The organism is Dactylosporangium darangshiense (assembly GCF_039537565.1).
Taxonomy (GTDB): Bacteria; Actinomycetota; Actinomycetes; order Mycobacteriales; family Micromonosporaceae; genus Dactylosporangium; species Dactylosporangium darangshiense.
Map to the genome: position 1 here is coordinate 51,872 of NZ_BAABAT010000022.1, position 24,290 is coordinate 76,161.

A 24,290-nucleotide genomic window follows, 5' to 3' on the forward strand; every position below is an offset into this window, starting at 1 on the left:
CATGGACCGCGCCCTGCTGGCCGAGTACCTGCGTACCCGTCGCGAAGCCCTGCAACCGGAGGACGTCGGGCTGCCCCGCGGGCGGCGGAGGCGCACGCACGGCCTGCGCCGCGAGGAGGTCGCGGTGCTCTGCGACATGTCGATCGACTACTACAGCCGCCTCGAGCAGCCGCGCGGTCCCCACCCCTCCGAGCAGATCCTCGGCGCGCTCGCCCGCGGGCTGCGCCTGTCCATGCAGGAGCGCGACCATCTCTTCCGGCTCGCCGGCTACGCCACCGCGCGCCGCTCGACCGACGACCACGTCAACCCGGGGATGATGCGCATCTTCGACGGCCTGCGAGACGCCGCGGCGCAGGTGGTGAGCCCGCTCGGCGAGACATTGCTGCAGACCCCGCTGTCCGTCGCCCTGATCGGCGACGAGAACGTCCACCGGGGTCTGCGGCGCAGCCTGCACTATCGCTGGTTCACCGACCCGGCGACGCGGCTCCTGCGGCCCGCGGAGGGGCCGCTCATCGTCGCGGACCTGCACGAGTCGTACATCCGCGACGGCCGCGACTCCCGGGCGGGCGCGCTGGTCGACGCGCTGCTCGCGGAGAGCCCGGAGTTCGCCGCGCTCTGGCGCGAGCATCCGGTGGCGAGCCGCTACTGCGGCCCCATCCAGCTCATGCACCCGGAGGTCGGGCCGATCGACCTGCACTGCCAGCGGCTGATCGACCCGGACCAGGCGCAGCAACTGGTCGTCTACACCGCGCAACCCGGCAGCGAGAGCCACGAGAAACTGCAGCTCCTGAGCGTGATCGGCGGGCCGACCCCAGACCGGGCGTCACCGTATGGCTGAGCTGCCGCAGGACGGCCGGTACGGAACCGATGGCAGGTGGGACGCCCACTCCTGGGGCGTGAGGCTGCGGCCGGTGCAGAGCCGGGCCCGGGCGGTGGCGACGTCGAAGGACCAGCTGATGATCCGGCCGTCCTCGGCGCCGGAGACCAGGGCACCGGCGGCGGTGAAGGCGAGCCCGCGCACCCGTCCCCCGTGACCGGTGAGCGTGACGAGCGGCCGGCGGGCGGCGAGGTCCCACACGACGACGGTGTGGTCGTCGCCGGCGGAGGCGAGCCGGCGGCCGTCCCGGCTGAACGCGAGGACCTGCACCGGCGCGGTGTGGCCGCCCAGGGTGGCGAGCTCCTGGCCGGAGGCGGCGTCCCACAGTTTGACGGTGCGGCTGTCGCCGGCGGTCGCCACGACGGTCCCGTCGGGGCTGACCGCGATGTCCTGCACGGCGCTCTGGCCGGTGCCGTACCGGCTCAGCTGCCGCCCGGTGCCGACGTCCCAGACGTTCACGTAGCCGCCGGCGCTCGCGCCGAACAGGCGGCGGCCGTCCGGGGTGAAGGCGAGCGAGGTGACGATGCGGGAACCGAACCGCGCGGTGATGTCGGCGGGCCGGTCGAGGTCCTGCACGTTCCACAGCGACTGGCCGAGCGTGGCGGCGGCGAGCACGGTGCCGGTGGCGTCGAAGGCTATGTCGGTGGAGACCCCCGCGCCGGTCGCGGTCAGCGGCGGCGCCACATGCCGCTGCTGGCGGACGTCCCAGATCGTGACGAGGTTGGTGCGGGTGACGGTGGCGAGCAGGTGCCCGTCGGGGCCGAACGCGACGGCCTGGACCTCGTCGGGATGGCCGGCGAGCGTGCCGATCGGCTGCCCCGCGCCGTCCCACAGCCGGACCGTCCCGTCGGTGCCGGCCGAGGCGACGACGTTGCCGTCGGGGCTGGCCTTCACGTCCTTGACCTGGGCGGTGAACCCGCCGAACGGCTGGCCGGCGAGGTCGTGCACCACGATGGTGCCGTTGAAGCCGGAGGAGGCCAGGAACGTGCCGTCCGGGCTGAGCGCGACGGAGGCCGTCTCGGTGCGGCCCCGGTCCTGGAACGTCTGCAGCGGCACGCCGCGCCGGTAGTCCCAGACGGTGACGGCGCCGTTCTCGTCGGCGACGGCGATCGTGTCCCCGGCCGGCGCGGAGATCGTCCACGCGTAGCGGCCCGCCAGCGGCAGCGGCGGCAGCGGCGCGGGGCGCCCGCCGCCGAGGTCCCACAGGTGGACGCCTCGGTCGTCGGCGGAGCTCGCCAGGACGTAGCCGGTGGCGCCGAACGCGACGGAGACGACGCGCTCGGCGGTCAGCTCGGCCACGACGGCGCCCGTGGCCACGTCCCACACCTTCGGTGCGTCGTGCCCGTCGGCGGAGGCGAGCAGCTTCCCGTCGGCGCTGAAGGTCAGGGACGTGGCGGGGTTTGCCTGACCGGCGAGCACGGTGCGGATCCCCGTCCGGAGGTTGCGCACCACGATGCCGCCGGTCGTGGTGGCCGTGGCGAGCAGGGTGCCGTCGGCGCTGAACGCGATGCTGGAGCCGGAGTCGGTTTCCTCGTAGCGGCTGACCGGCTGCAGGGTCGTTGTGTCCCAGACGATGACGGCGCCCTTGGTCCCGTCGATGCCGATGGAGGCGAGGCGGGTCCCGTCGCCGTTGAAGGCGACGCCCGCGGCCCGGCCGGTGTGCCCGGACAGGGTGGCGACCCGGGCGCCGCGGACCGGATCCCACAGCCCGATCGTGCCGTCGCCCGCCGCGGCGGCCAGCAGCGCGTGGGCCGGGCTGAACGCGACGCCGTACACGGACGGTCCGCCGGCGTTGAGCTCGGTGCGCCTCGGCGCCACCGCCGCGCTCAGGACGCTACCCCGCGTCTCGACGCTCGGGTGCAGCCGCTCGGCCTCGGCGGCGAGGAGGCCGGCCAGCTCGGGGTCGGTGGACAGCAGTGACCGGGCCCGCAGCGACACCTCCTCGGCCAGCGCCGCCAGCTGCTGCCGCCGGGCGTCCTGCCGTTGCCGGACCGCGACGCCGCCGCCGAGCAGCGCGAGGACCAGCAGCGCGGCCATGCCCGCGACGAGCCGCTTGAGCAGCCGCGCCTGGCGCCGGGCGCCGAGCTGTTCGGCCTCGGCGAGGGCGTCGCTGGCGCGCAGGAACGCCGACTCCAGGTCGTTGAGCTCACCGGGGCGGTCCTCGGCGAGGCCGCGAGCGGCGGCGAGCTGGACGCCGCGCAACAGGGCGCCGGGGTCCCGCCGCAGCGACGCCCACGTGTGCGCGGCGTCGGTGAGCCGCCGGTGGGCGAGCAGCCCGGCGCGGTCGTCGGTGAGCCAGCGGTGCAGCCGGGGCCAGGCCCGGATCAGCGCCTCGTGTGCGACCTCGACGGTGCCGTCGCCGAGCACGACGAGGCGCGCCTCCGTCAGCTCGTCGAGGACCCGGGCGGTGACGGCGGTGTCGGCGACGCCGTCGAGCTCGGTGCGGGCGATCGGCCGGCGGGTGTCCTCGGTGCCGTCGCCGAGCGCGGTGAGCCGCAGGAAGATGCGCCGGGCCGCCTGGCGTTCCGCCGCGTCGAAGCCGGCGTGGACCCGCTCGGCGGTCTGCGCGATGGCGCCGCGGACGCCGCCGCTGGCGTGGTACGCCGCGAGGGTCAGCGCCGCCCCGTCCCGTCGCTGCCACGTCTCCAGCAGGGCGTGCGAGACGAGCGGCAGTGCGCCCGGCTCGTCGGCGGCGTCGGCGAGCAGGGTGCCGAGCAGGTCCGGCTCCACGCCGATTCCGGCCCGCGCCGCCGGCCGCGTGACGACCTCCCGCAGCTCGGCGCCGGTCAGGGGCCCGACGAGCAGGTGCGCCTCGTCGTCCAGCGCGTCCAGCAGCCCGGTGTACTGCGTGAGGTGCGCGAGGAAGTCCGCGCGCACCCCGAGCACGACGGTGGTGCGCCGCTCGCCGCCCTGAGTGGCGTCCAGCAGGGCGGCGATGAACCGGCGGCGTTCCTCCCGGTCGGTACACAGGGTGAACACCTCCTCGAACTGGTCCACGACCAGCAGCGCACGGGCGTCCGGCGGGCCGGCGGCGAGGGCGCCGCGCACGGCGATGTCCAGGGCGGCCGGATCGGCCGCCAGCTCCTCCTGCACGCGCTGCCGGTCGGCGCCGGACAACTTCGTGACCAGGTCGGACAACGCTTCGAGCCGATGTTCGGTCGGGGTCAGCAGCATCGGGCGCCACCGTCGCGCGAGCCGCGGGTCCGCGGCGACGGCACCGAGCAGCCCGGCGCGCAGCAGTGAGGACTTGCCGCTGCCGGACGCGCCGTACACCCCGACCATCGCCAGCCGGTCCACCTTGGTCAGGAGCCGGTCGACCAGGGCCGAGCGCCCGAAGAACCACTCCGCCTCCTCCGGCCGGAAGGCACGCAGCCCCCGGTACGGGCAGCGCTCGTCGGCCCGCTGCGGTGCCGGCGCCTCGGCCGCCGCCGACCACAGCGCCTGCCACTCGGCGGGATCGCCGCCGCACGCCTCGGCGTATGCCAGCGTCACCTCCAGCGACGGCAGCCGCTCGCCCTTCGCGGCGTCCGCGAGAGTGCTGGCCGAGTAGTGTGCGCGGCGGGCCAGGGCCCGGTAGCTCGGGTTCCCGGCGCTTTCCCGCAGGCGGCGAAGCTGCCAGGCCAGCCGCTGCACCGGCCCGGCCTGTGGATCGACGGGCTTCTCGGGACGGCCCATCCCTCCCCTTCCACGCGTGCCGGCCGGTCATCGACCGGGATCAGGGAAGTATCGACCGCCCCCGGGTGGACGCCGCGCGCGGGTGGCCGGGTTGTCCGGCGTTGTTTGTCCGGCGCCCGCGGACCTGTCGGTCAACGCGCCGGCCGACCAGGGTGGGGCCAGTGCCATCCGCAGCAAGACGGGGGCTGGTGTGAGGGCAACGGATCCGAACGGCCATACCGCGGGAAGATCGGAGTGGTTCATTGTCACAACGAACTACGGCCCAGGCGGCCGCCTACAGCGGAGCGACGCCGGACAGCTCTGTCATCGTGTCGCAGCGGCCCGGCTGCCCGGTGATGAAGGCCGACCCGTCGTAGGCCGGCGCCATGCCGGCGGCGCCGGCCGGCTCCCGTGCGCCGCAACGCGCGGGGGCCGGCAGGCCCGCATCGATGCCGCTGCTGCTGTAGCCGGCCGGCGTCGACGAGACGTCAGGTGACGGCGATGGGCGTGGTGACGGTCGCCTGGTCGAAGTCGGAGATGCGCAGCGTGATGACGAGACTCCACTGCCCGCGCATCGGGAACGTGATGTTGCCCAGGCCCTGGTTGCCGGTGAGCGTGAAGACCGGGTTGGCCATCGGCTCGATGCCCTGCTCGGGCAGCGCCACCGTCACCGTCCACTCCGCGACCGGCAGCGGCTTGCCTTCGGGCGTGTAGACGAATGCGTGGAAGCTGTTGTACTCCCCCACCGTCGCGGGGTACACCTCGAACTGCACCGCATACAGCGGGCTGGTCAGCGTCGTGGCGAACCCGCGCGCCCGCGCCGCCGCGGCCGCCTCCACGTCGACGGTCCGGCCGGGGGTGAGCTGCACCAGCACGGCGCTGACGGCGAGCACGACGATCGCGATGGCGGCCTCGATGCCGACGGCCCGCCGCAGCCGGGCCGGCGCGGCCGTCGCCGACCCGCGCCGGACCAGGCGGCGGGAGACGGCGGCGACGCCGAGCACCGCGGCCACCAGCCCGGCCTTGACCACGACGGCCCGGCCGTAGCCGCTGCCGGTGAGCGACGACCACCCGCCGAGCTGCACCAGCGCCTGCACCAGGCCCGCGGCGACCAGCCAGTACACGCCGATCATCGCCCATCGCGACCATGACGGCAGGATCAGCCGCAGCTCGCGCGGGTCGGCGCGGCGCAGCACCGCCGCCCAGAGGGCCACCAGCCCGCCGATCCACATCCCCATGGCGGCCAGGTGCAGTACGTCCGCGGCCACCAGCAGTGCCGCGTGCGGCGCCGCCACCGGGTGACCCGTCAGCGGCCACGTCGACAGGCCGGCCACCGCGGTCACCGTCAGCGCCGAACCGAGCCGCCATCCCGGCCGGCGCCGCAGCCGGCCCAGCAGCATTGCCGCGGCGGCCAGCGCCAGCAGCCGGCCGAGGAGGATCAGCCCGAAAGGGCTCGCCACGACGTCGCGCAGCTCGGCCGGGGAGACGTCGAACGGCGCCGCACCGGAGGCCGCCGGCGCCTGCAGCCACAGCGCGGCCAGGGTGCTCGCGGCCACCGTCACCAGGCCGGCCCGGGCCAGGCGCAGCGGGACCCGCCGGGGCAGGCGGCGCGGGTACCACATCGCCAGCATCACCATCGGGCCGATCAGCAGCACCAGGCCCAGGTAGCCGGCGTACTTCGCCGCCGGGACCGCCACCCGCACGGCCGGATGCGTGCCCACCGGCACCTCGGCGACCGGGGCCGCCGACGGCGCGCCGACCGAGAAGGTGAACGAACCGGACACCGGGTGGCTGTCGGCCGAGATCACCCGGTAGGAGACCACGTACGTGCCCGTCGGCTGGTCGGCGCCGCGCAGCCTGATGGACAGGCCGTCTGCCGACGGCACCGGGTCGCCCGCGTTCAGCCGCTTGCCGTCCGGGCCCACCACCACCGTCTTGCCCGGCACCGCGCGCACCGGCTCGTTGAAGCCGAGCCGGATCTGCGCCGGCAGCGACTGCACGACCTCCCCCGGCCGCGGGTTCGACTCGCTGAGCACCGCATGGGCGCCCGCCACCCCGGCCGGTGCCACGAGCGCGCCCGCGACGCCGAACACCGCCGCCACCATCCACCAGGCCATACGTCGCCGCAACCATCCCACGCCAGGGCGTACGAGAACCGCGGCGCGGGAGTTCACCGATGTTGCGGGCCGACGCCTCAGCTGCCCAGCAGGAAGCGGCTCAGCACGCGGGTGCCGAACTCGAGACCCTCGACCGGCACCCGCTCGTCGACGCCGTGGAAGAGCGACGTGAAGTCCAGCTCCGGCGGCAGCCGCAGCGGCGCGAAGCCGAAGTTGCGGATGCCGAGCAGCTGGAAGGACTTGGCGTCGGTACCGGCGGAGAGCATGTACGGCAGCAGCCGCGCACCCGGGTCCTCGGCCGAGATCGCCGCCGTCATCGCGTCGACGAGGCGCCCGTCGAAGGTCGTCTCCACCGGCGGGAGCAGGTCCCAGTCCAGCTCGATGTCCGGCCCGAGCACCTCGGCCAGGGTCTTTTCGAAGGCCGCCTCGCGGCCCGGCAGCATCCGCCCGTCGACGGTCGCCTCGGCCAGCGACGGCACCACGTTCGTCTTGTAGCCGCCGTTGAACATGGTCACGTTGGCGGTGTCGCGCAGGGTGGCGCCGATGAGCCGGGCGACCGAGCCGAGCCGGGCGACGGCCGCCTCCGGGTCGTCGGGGTCGAACGGCACCCCGGTCAGCTCCGCGACGCCCTCCAGGAACTCGCGGGTCGCGGCGGTCAGCACGATCGGGAACCGGTGGGCGTCGAGCCGGGCGACCGCGGCGGCGAGCTTGGCCACGGCGTTGTCGCTGTGCACCATGGAGCCGTGGCCGGCGGTGCCGCGGACCTTGAGCCGCAGCCACATGATGCCCTTCTGCGCGGTCTCGACGAGGTACGCCCGCACGCCGTCGCCGAGCGTCAGGGAGAACCCGCCGACCTCGCTGACCGCCTCGGTCACGCCGTCGAAGAGCTCCGGCCGGTGCTGGACGAGCCAGCGGGCGCCGTGAAAGCCGCCGGCCTCCTCGTCGGCGAGGAAGGCCAGCACGATGTCCCGCGGCGGCACCGTCCCCTCGCGTTTGAACTGGCGGGCGACGGCGAGGGTCATGGCGACCATGTGCTTCATGTCGATGGCGCCGCGGCCCCACACGTACCCGTCGCGGATCTCGCCGGAGAACGGGTGGACGGACCACTCGGCGGGGTCGGCCGGCACCACGTCGAGGTGGCCGTGCACGAGCAGCGCGCCGCGGCCCGGGTCGGCGCCCGCCAGCCGGACGACGACGTTGCCGCGGCCCGGGCCCGACTCGACGTACTGCGGCTCGAAGCCCACCTCGGCGAGCTTCTCCGCGACGTACTCGGCGGCGGCCCGCTCGCCGGCCAGGGTCGCCGGGTCGCCGGTGTTGGTCGTGTCGATCCGGATCAGGTCACTCGTCAGGGCGGCGACCTCGTCCGCGGCGGTGCTCGGGCGCGGGCTCGATGTCATCCGGCTACCCTACAAGACCAGTAGGATATGCCGGCGTCCAGCCCAGGGCCGGCGCGACGGTCCGGGCCGGATCGGCGAGCAACCGCACGTTCTCGCCCGAGGCCGAACGCCGCGGCCGGCGGAGCCTCCCGGGGGGATCCGCACGACTGTCGCCCGCAACGCGTGATGAAGCATACTATTCCCATCGCGATCATAGGTTTATGGTGACGAGATGGATCTCTTCGTGCCCGGGGTGGTGTTTCTCGACATCATCTTCACCGGCCTGCCGAAGCTGCCCGACCCCGGCGAGGAGGCGTGGGCGCCCGGCATGGGGTCGTCGCCGGGCGGCGTCGCCAACCTCGCGGTCGCCGCCAGCCGGCTCGGAGTGCGCACCGGCCTCGGCACCGCCTTCAGCACCGACGTGTACGGCGAGTTCTGCCACCGCATCCTCAGCCGCCAGGAGGGCATCGACCTGACGCCGTCGCGGCGCGTCCCCGGCTGGCACTCGCCGGTCACCGTGTCGGTGGCGAACGGCCGGGACCGCAGCATGATCACGCACGCCCACCCGGTCCCGGTCAACCCCGACGGGCTCGTGGGTGAGCTGCCGGCGGCGCGGGCCGCGTTCCTGAGCGTGACGCCGCAGCGCCTGCCCTGGGTCCGCCGGGCCCGGGACGCGGGCACGCTGGTCTTCGGCGGCGTGGGCTGGGACGCCAGCGCGGCCTGGCCGGTGGACGCCCTCGACGTGCTCGACGACTGTCACGCGTTCGTGCCCAACGCGGTCGAGGCGATGCACTACACGCGGGCCTCGACGCCGCGCGAAGCGCTGTGGCGGCTGGCGGAGCGGGTACCGCTCGCGGTGGTGACGTGCGGCGGGGACGGCGCGATCGCGATCGACTCGGAGCGCGGCGAGGTCGTCAGCGTGCCGCCCGTCCCGGTCGAGGTGCTCGACCCGACCGGAGCGGGCGACGTCTTCATCGCCGGCCTCGTCGCCGCGAGCCTGTGGCAGCTGCCGCTGGCGCAGCGGGTCGCCTTCGCCAACCTGGTCGCGGCGCTGTCCGTGCGGCACTTCGGCGGTTCGCTGTCCGCGCCGGGCTGGGGCGACATCGCGGACTGGTGGCGTGCGGCGCGGTTGCGCGGCGACCGGGAGCGCATCGCCGCCTACGGCTTCCTCGACGACGTCATCCCGCACGGGGAGGTCCGCTTCGCCCGCCGGGCGAGCGCCACCATCGACCGCCTGCCGGAGGCCGCCTGAGATGCGGCTGACCATTCTTGGCGGCGGCGGGTTCCGGGTGCCGCTGATCCACCGGGCGCTGCTGGCCGCCGGCGACGTCGAGCTGACCCTGCACGACGTCGCCGGCGACCGGCTGGCGGCCATCGGCCGGGTGCTGGCCGCACAGGCGCGCGGCGCCGGGCACGCGCCCGCCGTCACCGCCACGACCGACCTCACCGAGGCCCTGGACGGCGCCGACTTCGTCTTCTCCGCGATCCGCGTCGGCGGGCTCGACGGCCGGATCACCGACGAGCGGGTGGCCATGGCCGAGGGCGTGCTCGGCCAGGAGACGGCGGGCGCGGGCGGCGTCTCCTACGCGCTGCGCACCGTGCCGGTGGCCGTCGCGATCGCGCGGCGCGTCGCCGCCGTGGCGCCGCACGCCTGGGTCATCAACTTCACCAACCCGGCCGGGCTGGTGACCGAGGCGATGGCGGCGCACCTCGGCGACCGGGTGATCGGCATCTGCGACTCGCCGGTCGGGCTGGGCCGCCGCGTCGCCGCGGCGCTCGGCGTGGACCCGGCGCGGCTGCGGCTGGACTACGCCGGGCTCAACCACCTCGGCTGGCTGCTCGGCGCCGACCTGGACGGCCGCGACCTGCTGCCCGGGCTGCTGGCCGACCCGGCCGCGCTGGCCACCGTCGAGGAGGGCCGGCTCTTCGGCGCCGAGTGGCTGCAGACGCTCGGCGCGGTGCCGAACGAGTACCTGCACTACTACTACAACAACCGGGAGACCGTCGCCGCGGTCCGGGCCGCCGGCGCCACCCGCGGCGAGGTCCTCCTCGAGCAACAGCGGCGCTGCTACGAACTGCTACGGGCCGGCCCGGCCGACGCGCTGGCGGTGTGGGACGGCGCCCGGCTGGAACGCGAACGCACGTACCAGGCGGAGAACCGCGCGGCAGCCGGCGCCGGCGAGCGCGACGAGACCGACCTCGTGTCCGGCGGCTACGAGCACGTCGCCCTGGCCCTCATGCGCGCGATCGGCCGCGACGAGCGGACCCGCCTGATCCTCAACGTGCGCAACCGCGGGGCCGTGCCCGCCCTCGACGACGACGCGGTGGTGGAGGTGCCGTGCACGGTCGACGCCGCCGGCGCCCGGCCGGACCGGGTCGCGGCGCTGCCCGACCACGCGGCCGGCCTGGTCGCCACGGTGAAGGCGAGCGAGCGGGCGGTACTGCAGGCGGTGCGGGACCGGTCCGCGACGGCCGCGCTGCGGGCGTTCGCCACCCACCCGCTCGTCGACTCGGTGACGGTCGCGGGCCGGCTGCTGGCCGCCTACCGCCGCGCGTTCCCGGAGCTGGCATACCTGCGGTGACGATGAGCTCATGTTGATCCGATGGGATTGGGTGCACCCGTGAACGTTCACGACATCGGCATCATCGGCGCCGGGGTGCACGGCCTCACCGCCGCGTACCACCTGGCCCGCCGGGGCGTCTCCACGGTCGTCTTCGAACGCGGCGACCGCGCCGGCGGCCCGACCGGCCGCGCCAGCGGCGTCGTGCGCTCCTACTACACCAACCGGTTCCTCGCCGAGGTCGCCCGCGACAGCACGGCCGTCCTCGCCGACCTCGCCGAGCGGGCCGGCGGCGGGAGCGGCAACGGGAGCGGCTATGTGCGCACCGGCGGGCTGTACCTGCACGGCCCCGCCGACGCCGCCGGCGTGCACGCCACCGCCGCCGGTCTCGCCGCGGCCGGGATCGACCACGAGGTGCTGGCGCCGCGGGACCTGGCGCAGCGCTTCCCCGACCTGGACCTGGACGGGACCGCGATCGGGGTGTGGGAGACGCACGCCGGTCACGCCGACCCGCACCGGACCGCGCTCACCTACGCGGCCCGCGCCGCCGCGCTCGGCGCAACGCTGCTGGAGCACGCCGCGGTCTGCCAGGTCGCCGAGGGCCCGCGGGCCGTCAAGGTGCTGCTCGCCGACGGCTCCGGGCACGAGGTCGGCCGCCTGCTCGTCGCCGCCGGGCCGTGGACCGGACCGCTGCTCGCCCAGCTGGGCGTGGCGCTGCCGCTGACCGCCGAGCGGCACGTCGTCGCCGGCCTGCGCCACCCGCCGGGCGACGTCCCGCGCGCGGTACCCCACGTGCTCATCGACGTCCAGCACGGCTACTACTCCCGCCCCGCCGGACCCGGCCGGTTCCTGCTCGGTCCGCTGGCCCCCACCGTGCCGGTCGACCCGGACGACTTCGACGCCGCCGTCACCCCGGCCGAGACCGCGTGGCTCGCCGGCCGCGCCGCCCGGCGGGCCCCGGTGCGCGGCCGGGCCGTGGCCGAGCGCGGCTGGGCGTCGCTGTACGACGTCAGCCCGGACTGGCAGCCGGTGACCGGCCGGGTCGGCGAGCGCGTGTACGTCGACGCCGGCACGAGCGGGCACGGGTTCAAGCTCGCACCCGTGTGGGGCGATCACGTCGCACGGCTGCTCCTCGGCGACCCCGACGAGCGGCTCGGACAGTTCTCCCCCGGCCGGTTCGCCGCGGGCGCCGGCCTGCCCGGCGGCTTCGGCGCCGCCCGGATCCTGGGCTGAGGCCAGCCCGATCACGGCAGGACCTACGACTGCCCGCTGACGGCGGAGGTGAAGGTCGGGCCGGCCCAGAACGTGGTCGTGTTCGTCATGGTGAACAGACTGCCGGCAAGGGCTTGGCGGGGACTTGCGGACGGCTTGCGAAGGCCATCAAGCGTGGCGGCCGTCACGCCGCGCCCGGGCGGGCGGGGCGGTCAGTCCAGCGGTTCCACGTCGACCGCGACCGTCAGCGTGCTCGACATGCTCGTGCTGAAGATGATCCCCTTGAGGGGCGCCACGTCCGCGTAGTCGCGGCCCCAGGCCGTCACCACGTAGCGGGAGTCGATCAGGCGGTCGTTCGTCGGGTCGAGGTCGACCCAGCCGACCTCGGGCAGCAGGACCGACGCCCACGCGTGCGTCGCGTCCACCCCGCGCAGCTTCGGCCGGCCCGCCGGCGGGGTCGTCTCCAGGTAGCCGCTGACATACCGCGCCGGCAGGCCCGCGCTGCGCAGGCAGGCCACGGCGAGGTGGGCGAAGTCCTGGCACACGCCTTCGCCGCGGTCCATGAGGTCGTCCAGGGTGCTGGTCACGCCGGTGGAACCCGGCGTGTAGCGGAAGTCGGCGTGGATGCGGTGGACGAGGGCCGGTACCGCGTCGCGGAGGGGGCGGCCGGGGGTGAAGACGCCGCCGGCGTACCTGCGCAGCCGGTCGGTGATCGGCACCAGCGGCGAGGGCAGCACGAAGTCCAGGTCCGCCCAGCCGGCGGGGGGCGCGAGCCGGTCCCATGCGCGAGCGCCGAGGACCTCGAGGTCGACCGGTTCCCGGTCCACCTCGACGACGCTGCGGGCCTCGACGACCAGGTCCCGGTGCAGCGTGCGCACCTCGAAGTACGCGGCGCGGTTGCCGTAGAAGTCGGTCCGCTCGGCAAGCACGTCGGTACCGGGCCGCACCGTGATCCGGCTGCTGCGGCACCGCTGGCCGGGGGTGTCGCGCGGCCGCAGGTACGCCCGTCCGTACGAGGTCGTGACGTCGTCGTCATAGGCGTAGGCGGTCCGGTGGCTGATCTCGTACACGGTCACCGCAGCCACCTTCCCGAGGCCGCCGAGAGCGGGCGCAGCGGTGCCGGACGGCGGAAGTACACCGTCTCGATCATCGAGGAAAGTGCCGACAGGCCTGCGGTCAGCTCGTCCAGCCGGGCCCGCAGCACTGCCCGGCGGCCGTCGGGCCCGGGCGTGCACCACTGGGCCGGTGACGCCTCGCGGACGGCCGCCTGGATGGCCAGCAGCGCCCCGGTCAGGTCCTCGCGGGTACCCCGGACGCCGTCATCCACGGCCGGCGGCAGGGCGCGCAACGCGTCGGTGAGGCGGTCGAGCTGGTAGGCGACGGCGCGCGGGTTGGTCCGGTCGAGCAGGAGCAGCTCGAGCACGTCGGCGGCGGTACCCGGGCCGGTGGCGCCGAGGCGGCGGACCGCGGCGCGGCGGCGGTAGGTGATGATCGACTCGCCGGCGACGAGCACCGGCTCCAGGACCATCGCCTCGACGGCGGGGGGCGCGACCGTGCCGAACGCCCCGCGCAGCACGCCGATGACGTGCAGGGCGCGCTCGACGCGGCGGCCGGCCTCCATGAACGCGTGTGCGCTGTCGCGGACCATCGACTCGGCGCCGATGCCCGCCAGGGCGAGCAGGCCCTCGAGCACCCGTGCGAGCGTGGGCCGCAGCGCCGGCTCGAGGCCCGGCGCGGCCTGCCCCGCGAGCCCGTCCAGCTCGCCGAGGACGCGGTCGAGGCCGCCCAGGACGAGCCACGTGTCGAGGGAGAGCTGCTCGCGCACCGCGTGTGCGGTGTCGACCGTCCGGCGTACCGCGAAACCGAGCGTGCCGGGGGTTGCGGCGTCGACGGCGTGGCGCAGCAGGCCGGCCTGCGGGCCGCCGGAGCCGTCCGCCTCCGCCACCCCGGTCACCTCCGCCAGGACGTCGAGGACGACCCGCAGGGCCGCCGCGCCGGCGCTGCCGGGCCGCCGGGACCAGTCCTCCGCCAGGTCGTCCGTCACCCGCAGCAGGCGGACCACGCCCTCGGCCCGTTCGCCGTAGCGGCCCAGCCAGTACAGGTCCTCGGCGGCGCGAGGGACGGGGCTCAGCGCCGCCTCGGCGGCGAGGTCGCCGGTGTCGTGCCCGGCCACGTCGACGGCCGCCGCCGCACCGGGGACGCTCTGCGCGGCCGGCACCCACACGTCCTTGGCGACGGCGCCGAGCGCGCTCGTGACGACCTGCGTGCCGGGGCGGCCGGCGAGCCGGGCCAGCCCGCCCGGCATGACCTGGTACCCGTCGCCGCGGCTGACCGCGAACCCGCGCAGGACGACCGGCCGGGGCTCCAGGGCGCCGTCGGTGACGATCGGCGCGGTACTGAGGGCCAGCGGCTCCTGCGCGCACCACAGCGCGGGCTCGGCGGCGATCCGGGCGGCCAGCGCGGTGCGCTGCGCCGAGCTCAGCTCCGCGACGACCCGGCTGGAGGTCCCCGCGCCGCGGGCCAGCGGCCGCACCACGAGGCCGGCGAAGCGGGCCTGGACCTCGCGCAGGTGCGCCGGGTCGCCGCACCACCAGGCGCGCGGCGACGGCAGGCGCAGCGGCTCGCCGAGCAGCCGCTGCGCCAGCGCCGGCAGGTGCGCGGCCAGGGCCGGGTTCTCCAGCACGCCGCTGCCGAGCGGGTTCACGATCGACACCTGCCCCCGGCGGGCGGCGTCGAGGAGGCCGGGCACCCCGAGGCGGGAGTCGGGGCGCAGGTCGAGCGGGTCGGCGAACGCGGCGTCGACCCGGCGCAGGATGACGTCGACGGGCTCGAGCCGGCTCAGGCCGCGCATCCAGACCCGGCCGTCCTGCACGACCAGGTCCTCGCCGGTGACCAGCGGGAAACCGAGCAGGGTCGCGACGAACGACTGGTCGAACGCGGTCTCGGCGCCGGGGCCGGGTGTGAGCAGCACCACCCGGGGCGCCTCGGTGCCGCTGGGCGCGATCTGCTGCAGCGAGGCGCGCATGTCGTGGAAGAAGCCGCGCAGCCTGGCCAGCCGGGTGTCGCGGTGCAGGCCGGGCATCACCTGCGACACGATCCGGCGGTTCGCCATCGCGTAGCCCGCACCGGACGGCGCCTGCGTCCGGTCGGCCAGCACGTGCCACCGGCCGGAGGCGTCCCGGCCGAGGTCGGTCGCGGCGAGGAAGAGCTGGTGTGCGCCGGGCACCCGGATCCCGTCGGCCTCCCGCAGGAAGCCGCTGTGCGCCAGGACCGCGGCCGCGGGCAGGAGCCCGTCGCGCAGCAGGGTCCGCGGGCCGTACAGGTCGGTGAGCACCAGGTCGAGCAGCCGCGCCCGCTGGATCAGCCCGGCCTCCAGCCCGGCCCACTCGCCGGCGTCGAGGGCCAGCGGCAGCGGGTCGACGAGCCACCGGCGCGCGGCCCTCGCCGAGTCGGCGAGCCCGTACGTCACGCCGTCGTCCTCGGCCAGCCGCGCGGCCTGGCTGCGGCGGTGGGCGAGCCCGGCCGGGCCGAGCAGGTCGATGCTGGCGCCCAGGTCGCGGCTGGCCGGCCGGACCCGGCCGTCGGCGTCGAGCAGCTCGTCGACGCCGACGGGCGCGATGGCTTCGAGCAGTCCGCGGCCGATGCGCAGGGCGTAGCCCGCGACCGGGCGCTCGTCATCCGCCCGGGGCGCCGCGACACTCACGCTGACATCCTGCCGTGCGACCGTGCGTTTGTCAGTGACGGCCCCAACCGGCGGCCGTCGTCGCCGACGGGTGCCGGCGCAGGTCGAGGGTCATCGGGAACTCCGCCGTGGCGGCCCGGGCCGCCGCGGCGCGCAGGGCCGCCACGTCCACCGGGCCGGGGGTGTGCCCGGTGGTGAGAAACCGCCGGGCCCGGCGGGCCTCCGCCTCGGCGGCGTTGACCGGGTACCGCTCGAAGCTGCGCCCGCCCGGGTGCACGACATGGTAGGTGCATCCGCCGAGGCTGCGCCCGTTCCACAGGTCGATCAGGTCGACGACCAGCGGGTGGTGGATGCCGATGCTGGGGTGCAGCGCCGACGGCGGCGCCCACGCCCGGTAGCGCACGCCGCCGACGAGGCGCCCCGCGGCGCCGGCCACCGGGTGCAGCGGCACCGGGATGCCGTTGCAGGTCACGAGGTGCCGGCCGGGCACCAGCCCGGCGGCGCTGACCTGCAGCCGCTCCACCGACGAGTCGACGTAGCGGGCGGTACCGCCGCTGGACGCCTCCTCGCCGAGCACGTGCCACGGCTCGAGCGCCTGGTGCAGCCGCAGCTCGACGCCGGCAACCTCGACGTCGCCGATGCGCGGGAAGCGGAACGCCAGGAACGGCTCGAACCACGCCGGGTCGAAGTCGAACCCATGCTCGCGCAGGTCGGCGAGGACGTCGCCGAGGTCGGCCGCGGCCCAGGCCGGCAGCATGAACCGGTCGTGCAGGTCGGTGCCCCAGCGGACCGGGTCGGCCCGGTACGGCACCGCCCAGAACCGGGCGACCAGCGCCCGGATGAGCAGCGCCTGCACCAGCGCCATCTGCGGGTGCGGCGGCATCTCGAAGGCGCGCAGCTCCAGCAGTCCGAGCCGCCCGCGCGGCGAGTCGGGGCTGTACAGCTTGTCGATGCAGAACTCCGCCCGGTGCGTGTTGCCGGTCAGGTCGGTCAGCAGGTGCCGGAAGAGCCGGTCGGCCAGCCACGGACCGGGCCGGGTGTGCTCGGGCACGTCCGGCCCGGCGAGGCGGTCGAGCTCGGCGAAGGCGATCTGCAGCTCGTACAGGCTCTCGGGCCGGGCCTCGTCGACCCGCGGCGCCTGGCTCGTCGGGCCGATGAAGCGGCCCGAGAAGAGGTACGACAGGCTCGGATGGTGCTGCCAGAAGGCGACCATGCTGCGCAGCAGGTCGGCCCGGCGCAGCAGCGGCGAGTCGGCCGGCGTGGGGCCGCCGAGCGTGATGTGGTTGCCGCCGCCCGTGCCCGTGTGGGTGCCGTCGAGGTCGAACTTCTCGGTGCCCAGCCGGGCCAGCCGCGCCTCGCTGTACAGCTGATGGGTCAGCGTGACCAACTCGTCCCACCCGGCGGCGGGCGGCAGGTTGACCTCCACGACACCCGGGTCCGGTGTGACGCTCACCGTACGCAACCGGTGGTCCGGCGGCAGCGGGTAGCCCTCCAGGACGACGGGGGCGCCGGCGTCCCGCGCGGCGGCCTCGATCGCGGTGAGCAGCTCCACCGCGTGTTCGAGGTGCGTCAGCGGGGGCAGGAACACGTGGACGAGCCCGCCGCGGGCCTCGGCGACGAGCGCCGTGCGCGGCGCCTCGCCGGCCTGCAGTACCGCCGCCGGATCGATGTCCGCCGGATCGACATCGGCCGGGCCGGTGCCACCGCCGCAGCCCCGTCCGGGCAACGCCGGGCGGGGCTCGAACGGGTCGCGGTGCGCCGGCTCCGGCGGCGGTGTCCAGGCGATCGAGTCCAGCGGCAGGCGCAGCCCGGCCGGCGAGCTGCCGGGCGTGAGGACGATCCGACCCCGGCGGGTGCGCCAGTGTGCGGTGGCCCAGCGGTCCTCGTCCGGGTGCCGGAACACCGGCACCACCCAACCGGAGGGCGTCTCCCCGGCCGACACCGCGTCCGGCTCCGCGGGCCCCGCGTCGCCGTCCGGCTCGCCGTCGGGCAGCATCGACCGGCGCCACGCCTCGTAGCGGCCGTCCTCGTAGGCGGGCTGCACCACCGCCGGCGGCAGCCCGAGCCGCCGCGCCACGCCGGCCGCGACGTGCGCCGCCGGGTCGGCGCCGTCAGGCAGGTCTCCGCGGTCCTCCGCCCGCTCGCCGTCCGGGCGCGGCACCGCCAGCAGGGCCGGGTCGCCCCACAGCGGCACCGCGTCGGTGCGCCAGAAGATCGTGCTCTGCCAGCGGGGCAGCGGCTCGCCGGGGTACCACTTGCCCTGCCCGTGGTGCACGACGCCGCCGGGCGCCCACAGCTGCTTGAGCCGGCCGACGAGGTCGGCGGCGAGGCGCCGCTTCCCGGGCCCGTCCGCGTCGGTCGTCCACTCGGCGGACTCCATGTCGTCGACGGAGACGAAGGTCGGCTCGCCGCCCTGGGTCAGCCGCACGTCGCCGCGGTGCAGCGCCGCGTCGACCTCGCGGCCGAGGCGGTCGACGCGCTGCCAGGTGCCGTCGTCGTACGGCCGGGTGACCCTCGGGTCCTCGTGGATGCGCCGGACCGTGTTGGAGAACGAGAACTCCACCTCGCAGGGCTCGGTCGCGCCGGTGATCGGGGCCGCCGTCGACGGGTGCGGCGTCGCCGACAGCGGCAGGTGCCCCTCGCCCGCGAACAGCCCCGACGTCGGGTCCAGCCCCACCCAGCCGGCGCCGGGCAGGTAGACCTCCGTCCAGGCGTGCAGGTCCGTGAAGTCCCGGTCCGGTCCGGACGGCCCGTCGAGCGAGAGCTGGTCGGCGCGCAGCTGCACCAGGTAGCCGCTGACGAACCGGGCCGCGAGCCCCAGCCGGCGCAGGATCGCCACGAGCAGCCACGCGGAGTCCCGGCACGAGCCGACGCCGAGCGTCAGGGTCTCGTCCGGCGTCTGCACGCCGGGCTGCAGGCGCACGCTGTAGGCGACGTCGGCGGCCAGCCGGGCGTTGAGCTCCACCAGCAGGTCGACGACCCGCCGCTGCGGCGGGCCGCCCGCCCGGAACGCCTCGACCCATCGGTCCAGCGGCGAGCCCGGCACGACGTGGTCGCGCCCCGGCCGGGCCAGGTACGGCTCCAGGTCGCCGGCGAGGGTCGGGCCGTAGGCGAAGGGGAAGCGCTCGGCGTACTCCTCGAGGAAGAAGTCGAACGGGTTGACGACCGTGAGCTCGGCGACGAGGTCGACCACCACGGTCAGCGACGAGGCGCGCTCCGGGAAGACGAGCCGCGCCACGTGGTTGCCGAACGGGTCCTGCTGCCAGTTCACGAAGTGACCCGACGGCTGGATCGTCAGCGAGTACGCCGTGATCGGGGTGCGGCAGTGCGGAGCGGGCCGCAGTCGCACGACGTGGGGATGGATGACCACCGGGTGGTCGAACCGGTAATCGGTGCGATGTTCGAGGGCAACCGTGAGGGTCACGTCAGGCAGTGTCGCCGCCGTTCGTTACCGGCTCGTGTCGGCGCCGCTACCTGGCCAGCGCGCGATGCACGAGCTCGAGCTTGCGCAGGACCGGCGGCGCGAGCACGAACGGGTACAGGTCGTCGCGGCCCATGCTGCGGTTGACCGCGTTCAGCGCGAAGGTCAGCGGCAGCCATCGGCTGACGAGATCGTCGAAGTGGCGCACCGGCAGCCGCGGGTCGCACGACAACGCGGCCCGCCCGGCGATGCCGGTGCCGGCCGCCGGCCCGTCCACCGTCGTCCCCCACGCCCGGGCCGTGTCCAGGACGGCGCGCACGTGCAGGTAGTGCGCGAAGCTCTCGGCCCAGTCCTCGGCCGGGTGCGCGGCGGCGTAGTGGGACACGTACTGCCGCCGCCACGAGCCGTCGTCGGTGCCGGCGTAGTGCTCGCGGAGGGCGGCCGCGTAGTCGGTGGTGTCGTCGCCGAAGACGGCGGGGAACTCCTCGAGGCGGCCCTGGCGGCCCAGCAGGTCACGGAACCAGTGCCCGACCTCGTGCCGGAGGTGGCCGAGCACGGTGCGGTACGGCTCGCCGAGCTGCACCCGCAGCGCCTCGCGGTGCGGGTCGAAGCCCTCGGCCAGGTCGACGGTGATCACGTCGCCGTCCCGGCCGGTGACGATCGGCTCGTACGCGCTGGAGAGCAGGTCGAAGCGCAGCGGGGAGTCGCCGGCGGGCGGCCCGGCCAGGGTCCACCCGAGCCCGTCGAGGTCGACCAGCAGCTGCCGCTTGCAGGCCTCGACGACCCGCCAGGCGGCGATGTCCGCGTCCTGGCCGTCGGCTGGCCGGGTGCGGGTCAGCCCGCACGACCCGCACAGCGCACCGGCGGCCGGCGCCAGCCAGTCGCAGCCGATCAGCTCGCGGTTGGCGCACGGCGTCCAGGCCGCCTCGCCCGCCCGGTCGCGCGCCACGAGGCGGCCGGCGGCACGCTCGAAGCCGAGGTCACTGCCGCAGGCAAGGCAGGACAGGTCGCCGAAGAAGGTCAGGGAGCGGCAGTTGCCGCACGCGAATGGCTGCACGCGTCATGCTGTTCCCCGCCACGGCGGCCGCGTAACGTGCGCCGGCGGCCGGCCCCGCTGGGGACCGGCCGCCGGTGTTGCCGTGCCGTGCGTTACCTGCGGGTCGTCACGGTCAGCGGGGTGCTGACCACGGTCGTGCCGGGCACGATCGGGCTCACCATCGACGTCTTGGTCGACGTCGACCCGGGTATCAACCCGAGCAGGGTGTAGGTGTAGGACACCGCGGCGCCCGGCACCGGGTCGGTGCTGGTCACCACGAGGTCGCCGGCGGGCAGCGTGCCGACCGGCAGCTGGCCGCCGCCGGTGCCGGCCGAGTTCTCCGCGCCGATCCGGAACGGCTGGCCGAACGGGAGCGCCAGGGAGGCCGGGTCGTACGTGAAGGAGATGTCCTGCACGCCGTTGTCACCGAGCCAGACCTGGAACTTGCGCACGCTGTTGGTGCCGAACACGTTGACCCGCCATTCGATGACGGTCCAGTTGTTCACCCCGTCGGTGAGCACGTTGACCATGATGCCCTGTGCTCCCGCGCCGTCCAGGTCCGTCCAGAACGGCGCCAGGATGTTGTTCGGCGGGTTCGGGTTGGGGATGTCGGGGATGTTGCAGCACTCGTTGTCGGTCGACGCGCCGCTGCCACCCGGGATCAGGTAGCCGTTGCTGTCGACCGCGATCGAGTCGTACGTCACCCCGTTGTACACGAACGCCGGCACGTTGTACTTCTGCTGTTGCTCGTCACCGATCGGCGCCACGAGGGTGCCGCCGAACAGGTCGAGCGGCAGGTAGCCGCCGGCCGGGCTGACCCCGGGTCCGACCGAGGGAGTGCCGGGACGCGCGCCGGACAGCGCGACGCCCTTCTTCTCCACCTGCAGCGCGTTGACCACGGTCGCGCCGTTCGCCGAGGTGACCAGGGCGTTGACGCTGCCGTTGCTGACGAAGTCCGCCGTGGTGTCGGTGAACGTGGTGTTGGCGGCGGTGACCGTGCACGTGGTGGTCTTGAGCCAGTTCACCGTCGTCGGAGCGCAGGACTGGGCCAGCGTGATCCCGCCCTGCTTCGGCACGAACGCCACCGGCAGGTGCAGCGTCGGCAGCGAGCCGCCGACCGGCACCAGCCGCACCTGGCCGAAGTACTGCCCGGTGGGAGCGTTCGACTTGATGGTGATCTTCAGCTCGACCGTGGCACCGGCCTTCACGGTGAACAGCGCCGGCGTGACGGTGATCGAGCTGCCCGACGGTGCCGTGGTCTCCGTGCGGTACACCTGGTTCTTACCGGAGACGTTCTTCGCGACCCGGGTCGCGGTGATCGAGCCCGGCATCACCGGTGCGTCGATCGCCGGCGTGTTGAGCTGCACGCCGTTGACCGGGTCCTTGCCGAGGGTGAACATGCGCTCCGCGGTCTCGTCGAACGTGAGACCGGGGTTGGCCGCCTTGTTCACCTGCACCCGTCCGGCACCGAAGTCGAACGGGTCGGCCGGCGTGTGACCGTCCTCCTTGACCACGTTCGTGGTCGCGGTGGTCATCAGCGCCGACTTGATCTGCCCCGGCGTCCAGTCCGGGTGCAGGGCCCGCTGCAGCAGCGCCGAACCGGCGACGTGCGGCGCGGCCATCGACGTGCCGGCGATCGCCTGGAAGTACTGCCCGGGCGGGCCGGCGGCGACGTCGTCCGGGGTCGGCGTGTTGCCGGCCAGGATCTGCACGCCGGGCGCGGTGATGTCGGGCTTGATGAACTGGTCGCCCGGGCCGCGCGAGGAGAACGCGGCCATCACGTCGCCCTGGCCCTGCGCCTTGACGCCCTGCGTGAACTGGGCGGTGAGGCCCGGGTGGGCCCCGGTGAAGGCCAGGAACGCGGTGCCGTCGGCCAGGTGCACCGTCGGCAGCCAGTGGTTGTCCGTCTCGGTGTCGGCGAGCGTCGGGTTGTACAGGATCATCCCGGCGGCGCCGCCCTGATTGACGTTGAACCCCTTGACGGCGCGCCCGATCGACACACCGTTCACGACGCCGCCGCGCTGGCACACCACGATCTTCCCGGCGAAGATGCCGGGCGGCGCGGGGTGCGAGCACAGGATGTCGTTGTACGGCGCTGCCGATGCGAACACCACGGGCGCCGGGCCGGCGCCGGCGGTGATCGACGAGCCGGTGAACGTCGCCTTCGCGCCGTCACTGGAGGTGACGGTCAGCGTGGAGTCGAACTCCCGCTTCTGGGTCGAGGCCGCGACCGTGGTGACCCACGGGCTGACATGGTCGGTGGTCGCCGCGCCCGGCCCGGAGTTGCCGGCCGAGGCGGACACGAACACGCCGGCCGCGTACGCGTCGAGGAACGCCAGCTCCACGGGGTCGGTGTACGGGCTGGACCCGCCGCCGATCGAGAAGTTGATGACCTTGACGCCGTCGAGGATGGCCTGCGCCACCGCCGCCGCCGAGTCACTGCTGTAGCAGCCGTTGACGCCGCACACCTTGTACACCGAGACCCAGGCTCCGGGCGCGATGCCGTTGATCGGCCCGCGCTCGACGCCGAAGACCTTTGCCGAGGCGACCGGGTCGCCGGCCGCCGTGGAGGAGGTGTGCGTGCCGTGACCGTCGGAGTCACGCGCGGTGGTGTACACCTCGGGCGGGTTGTTGTTGGCCTGGTAGGTGGCGAGGAACGCCTGGCCGCCGATGATCTTCTTGTTGCACACGAACGGATCGTTGGCCGGCGTCAGCGGGTTGTCCCCGAAGTCGCAGGTCCGCGGCGTGCCGTCGGCCTTCGCCGGCGGCGCACCCAGGTTGCCGTTGTCCGCGAACGACGGGTGCTCCGGCCAGACACCGGTGTCGAGCGAGCCGAAGATGACGCCCTTGCCGGCGTTCGGCGCGCCGCCCAGCTGCGGGTACACGGCTGTCGCGCCGATGAAGTCCCCGCTGGAGTCCGTCGAGACCTGGTTCACCGTGTCCTTCTGGACCGCGACGACGCCTGGCACCGACAGGAGCTTCGAGACCGCGTTCGCCGGGACGGTCAGGGCCACGCCGCCGTAGACGGTGCGCAGCCGCTGCCCGACCTTGGCGTTCGGGACCCGTTTGTTGACGTCGCCGAGCACCCTGCTCTCGATGCCGGCGATCCGCTGCTCGTACCGCTGCTCCGACTGCCCGCGCGACAGCGGCCGGCCGGTCACCGACGGGCTGGTCGCGGCGTACCCGGCCACGTTCCCGTCATAGGTGGCGACCGAGTCGTAGTCGAGCTTGAGCACGACCGAGACCGGCGCGCTGTCGGTGCGGTTGAGCAGCGTCGGGTCGGTCTGGGCCATCTTGCTGGTCGGGGTCTTCGCCGACGTCGTCGTGCCCGACGGCGACAGCGACTGGACCAGCGTGAACTTGCCGACCTGGGCCGGAGCCGCACTGGCAGGGCCCGCCGGGCCCATGACCAGCAGGGGCAGGACCGACGCCGCGACGACTGCCGCGGGTGCCCACCTCCGTCGATTCATTCGTTCACCCTCTCTTTCGGGTACGCCGAATCGCCGTGTGTCCGATTTGGACGCACGGTGGGCGTTGAGGTGGTTTGACCAGCGCGGATGCGAGCCGCGGGGCCTGCTGCCGCGCCGCTGCTCAACATGCCATGCGGCACCCCTGCTACGGAAGTTCTTGAATTCCGACAGTTATCGGGGTAGAGCAACCCGAGGTGCGACGCAGCGTATCGAGATCTATGCGCTCAGCCCCATAGACCCGGCTCGTATTGTCGGGTTCCCGACAGTGGCCGCCTAGGCGCGCTCGTCCGGCGGCGGCAGGAAAATGCCGAGCAGGGCGGCGAGGGGCTCAGCGGCGGCGAACAGCGCCTCGCCCCGCGCGCGGTCGCCGTCGAGGTGGGTGAGCATCTCCAGGCCGAGGTAGAAGGCCATGACGGCGGTCGCGGCGGCACGGGCCGGGATGAGGTCCTCGAGCGGGGTGCCGGCGGTGAGGCGGCGCAGCAGCGTCTCCGCGTACTCCTCCCACCGCGCGATCTCGGCGCGCACCCCCTCGGCCAGCCGCGCCGAGGTGCCGGCGCCGACGACCAGCTCCTGGACCGCGGCGATGTGACCGGTCGCCACGTCCTCGGCGTAGAGCTCCCGCAGCGCCTGCAGCATCGAGGGCGGGTCGCCGGTCGTGGCGGTGCGCTCGACGTAGCGCTCCATGCGCTGGTCGCTGGTGTAGCGCATGGCCGCCAGGAACAGGTCGTCGAGGTCGTCGAAGTGGTAGTAGATGACGCCGGGCGCGAAGCCGCCGGTGACGGCGATCGCGCGCGCGGTCGCGGCCGCGAACCCCTGCCTAGCGAGCGTGTCGATCGCGGCGCGCAGGATGCGGTCGCGGGCCTCGGCTTTGCGGTTCATCGGTG

At 74.7% G+C, this 24,290-nt stretch carries 13 protein-coding genes; 4 read left to right on the forward strand and 9 right to left on the reverse strand.

Features of this window, described 5'->3' with window-relative positions:
• The first annotated feature begins 1 nt into the window (after position 1).
• Positions 2-838: a helix-turn-helix transcriptional regulator gene (locus tag ABD901_RS33050; RefSeq protein ID WP_345132821.1), complete on the forward strand. Its 837-nt coding sequence runs from the start codon at positions 2-4 to the stop codon at positions 836-838.
• Here ABD901_RS33050 and ABD901_RS33055 read toward each other — a convergent pair.
• The 3 genes from ABD901_RS33055 to ABD901_RS33065 form a co-directional block, all read right to left on the reverse strand.
• The gene (locus tag ABD901_RS33055) at positions 824-4,552 is read right to left on the reverse strand and encodes an nSTAND1 domain-containing NTPase (RefSeq protein ID WP_345132824.1); all 3,729 of its coding nucleotides are present in this window, start codon (positions 4,550-4,552) and stop codon (positions 824-826) included. The two genes, ABD901_RS33050 and ABD901_RS33055, sit on opposite strands and share 15 nt — an antisense overlap.
• A gap of 467 nt (positions 4,553-5,019) precedes the next feature.
• Positions 5,020-6,648, reverse strand: coding sequence for a copper resistance protein CopC (locus tag ABD901_RS33060; RefSeq protein WP_345132826.1), 1,629 nt, complete (start codon positions 6,646-6,648; stop codon positions 5,020-5,022).
• Between the two features lie 77 nt (positions 6,649-6,725).
• A complete protein-coding gene (locus ABD901_RS33065) occupies positions 6,726-8,045 on the reverse strand; it encodes a M20/M25/M40 family metallo-hydrolase (protein ID WP_345132828.1) in 1,320 nt (439 codons plus the stop codon).
• A 211-nt stretch (positions 8,046-8,256) separates the two neighbouring features.
• Here ABD901_RS33065 and ABD901_RS33070 point away from each other — a divergent pair, with 211 nt between their 5' ends.
• From ABD901_RS33070 to ABD901_RS33080, 3 genes are read left to right on the forward strand one after another with little or no spacing between them, the layout of a single operon-like run.
• Positions 8,257-9,276 (forward strand): carbohydrate kinase family protein, encoded by a 1,020-nt coding sequence (locus ABD901_RS33070; RefSeq protein ID WP_345132831.1) that lies wholly within the window; start codon positions 8,257-8,259, stop codon positions 9,274-9,276.
• A 1-nt stretch (position 9,277) separates the two neighbouring features.
• On the forward strand, positions 9,278-10,606 hold the full coding sequence (locus tag ABD901_RS33075) for a 6-phospho-beta-glucosidase (protein ID WP_345132833.1): 1,329 nt from the start codon (positions 9,278-9,280) through the stop codon (positions 10,604-10,606).
• 39 nt (positions 10,607-10,645) lie between these two features.
• The gene (locus ABD901_RS33080) at positions 10,646-11,818 is read left to right on the forward strand and encodes an NAD(P)/FAD-dependent oxidoreductase (protein WP_345132836.1); all 1,173 of its coding nucleotides are present in this window, start codon (positions 10,646-10,648) and stop codon (positions 11,816-11,818) included.
• A gap of 191 nt (positions 11,819-12,009) precedes the next feature.
• On the opposite strand, the gene ABD901_RS33085 is transcribed toward ABD901_RS33080, so the two are convergent.
• From ABD901_RS33085 to ABD901_RS33110, 6 genes are all read right to left on the reverse strand, one after another.
• On the reverse strand, positions 12,010-12,873 hold the full coding sequence (locus tag ABD901_RS33085) for a transglutaminase family protein (RefSeq protein WP_345132838.1): 864 nt from the start codon (positions 12,871-12,873) through the stop codon (positions 12,010-12,012).
• On the reverse strand, positions 12,870-15,500 hold the full coding sequence (locus ABD901_RS33090; RefSeq protein WP_345132840.1) for a circularly permuted type 2 ATP-grasp protein: 2,631 nt from the start codon (positions 15,498-15,500) through the stop codon (positions 12,870-12,872). The genes ABD901_RS33085 and ABD901_RS33090 overlap by 4 nt, the downstream gene beginning before the upstream one ends.
• 31 nt (positions 15,501-15,531) lie before the next feature.
• Positions 15,532-18,903, reverse strand: coding sequence for a transglutaminase family protein (locus tag ABD901_RS33095; RefSeq protein WP_345132841.1), 3,372 nt, complete (start codon positions 18,901-18,903; stop codon positions 15,532-15,534).
• A gap of 46 nt (positions 18,904-18,949) precedes the next feature.
• Complete coding sequence (locus ABD901_RS33100; RefSeq protein WP_345132843.1) at positions 18,950-19,957, reverse strand: zinc-binding metallopeptidase family protein; 1,008 nt, start codon at positions 19,955-19,957, stop codon at positions 18,950-18,952.
• A gap of 92 nt (positions 19,958-20,049) precedes the next feature.
• Positions 20,050-23,406: a S8 family serine peptidase gene (locus ABD901_RS33105; RefSeq protein ID WP_345132845.1), complete on the reverse strand. Its 3,357-nt coding sequence runs from the start codon at positions 23,404-23,406 to the stop codon at positions 20,050-20,052.
• Positions 23,407-23,679: 273 nt separating this feature from the next.
• Positions 23,680-24,285, reverse strand: a complete 606-nt coding sequence (locus ABD901_RS33110) for a TetR/AcrR family transcriptional regulator (RefSeq protein ID WP_345132847.1) — start codon at positions 24,283-24,285, stop codon at positions 23,680-23,682.
• Positions 24,286-24,290 lie beyond the last annotated feature (5 nt).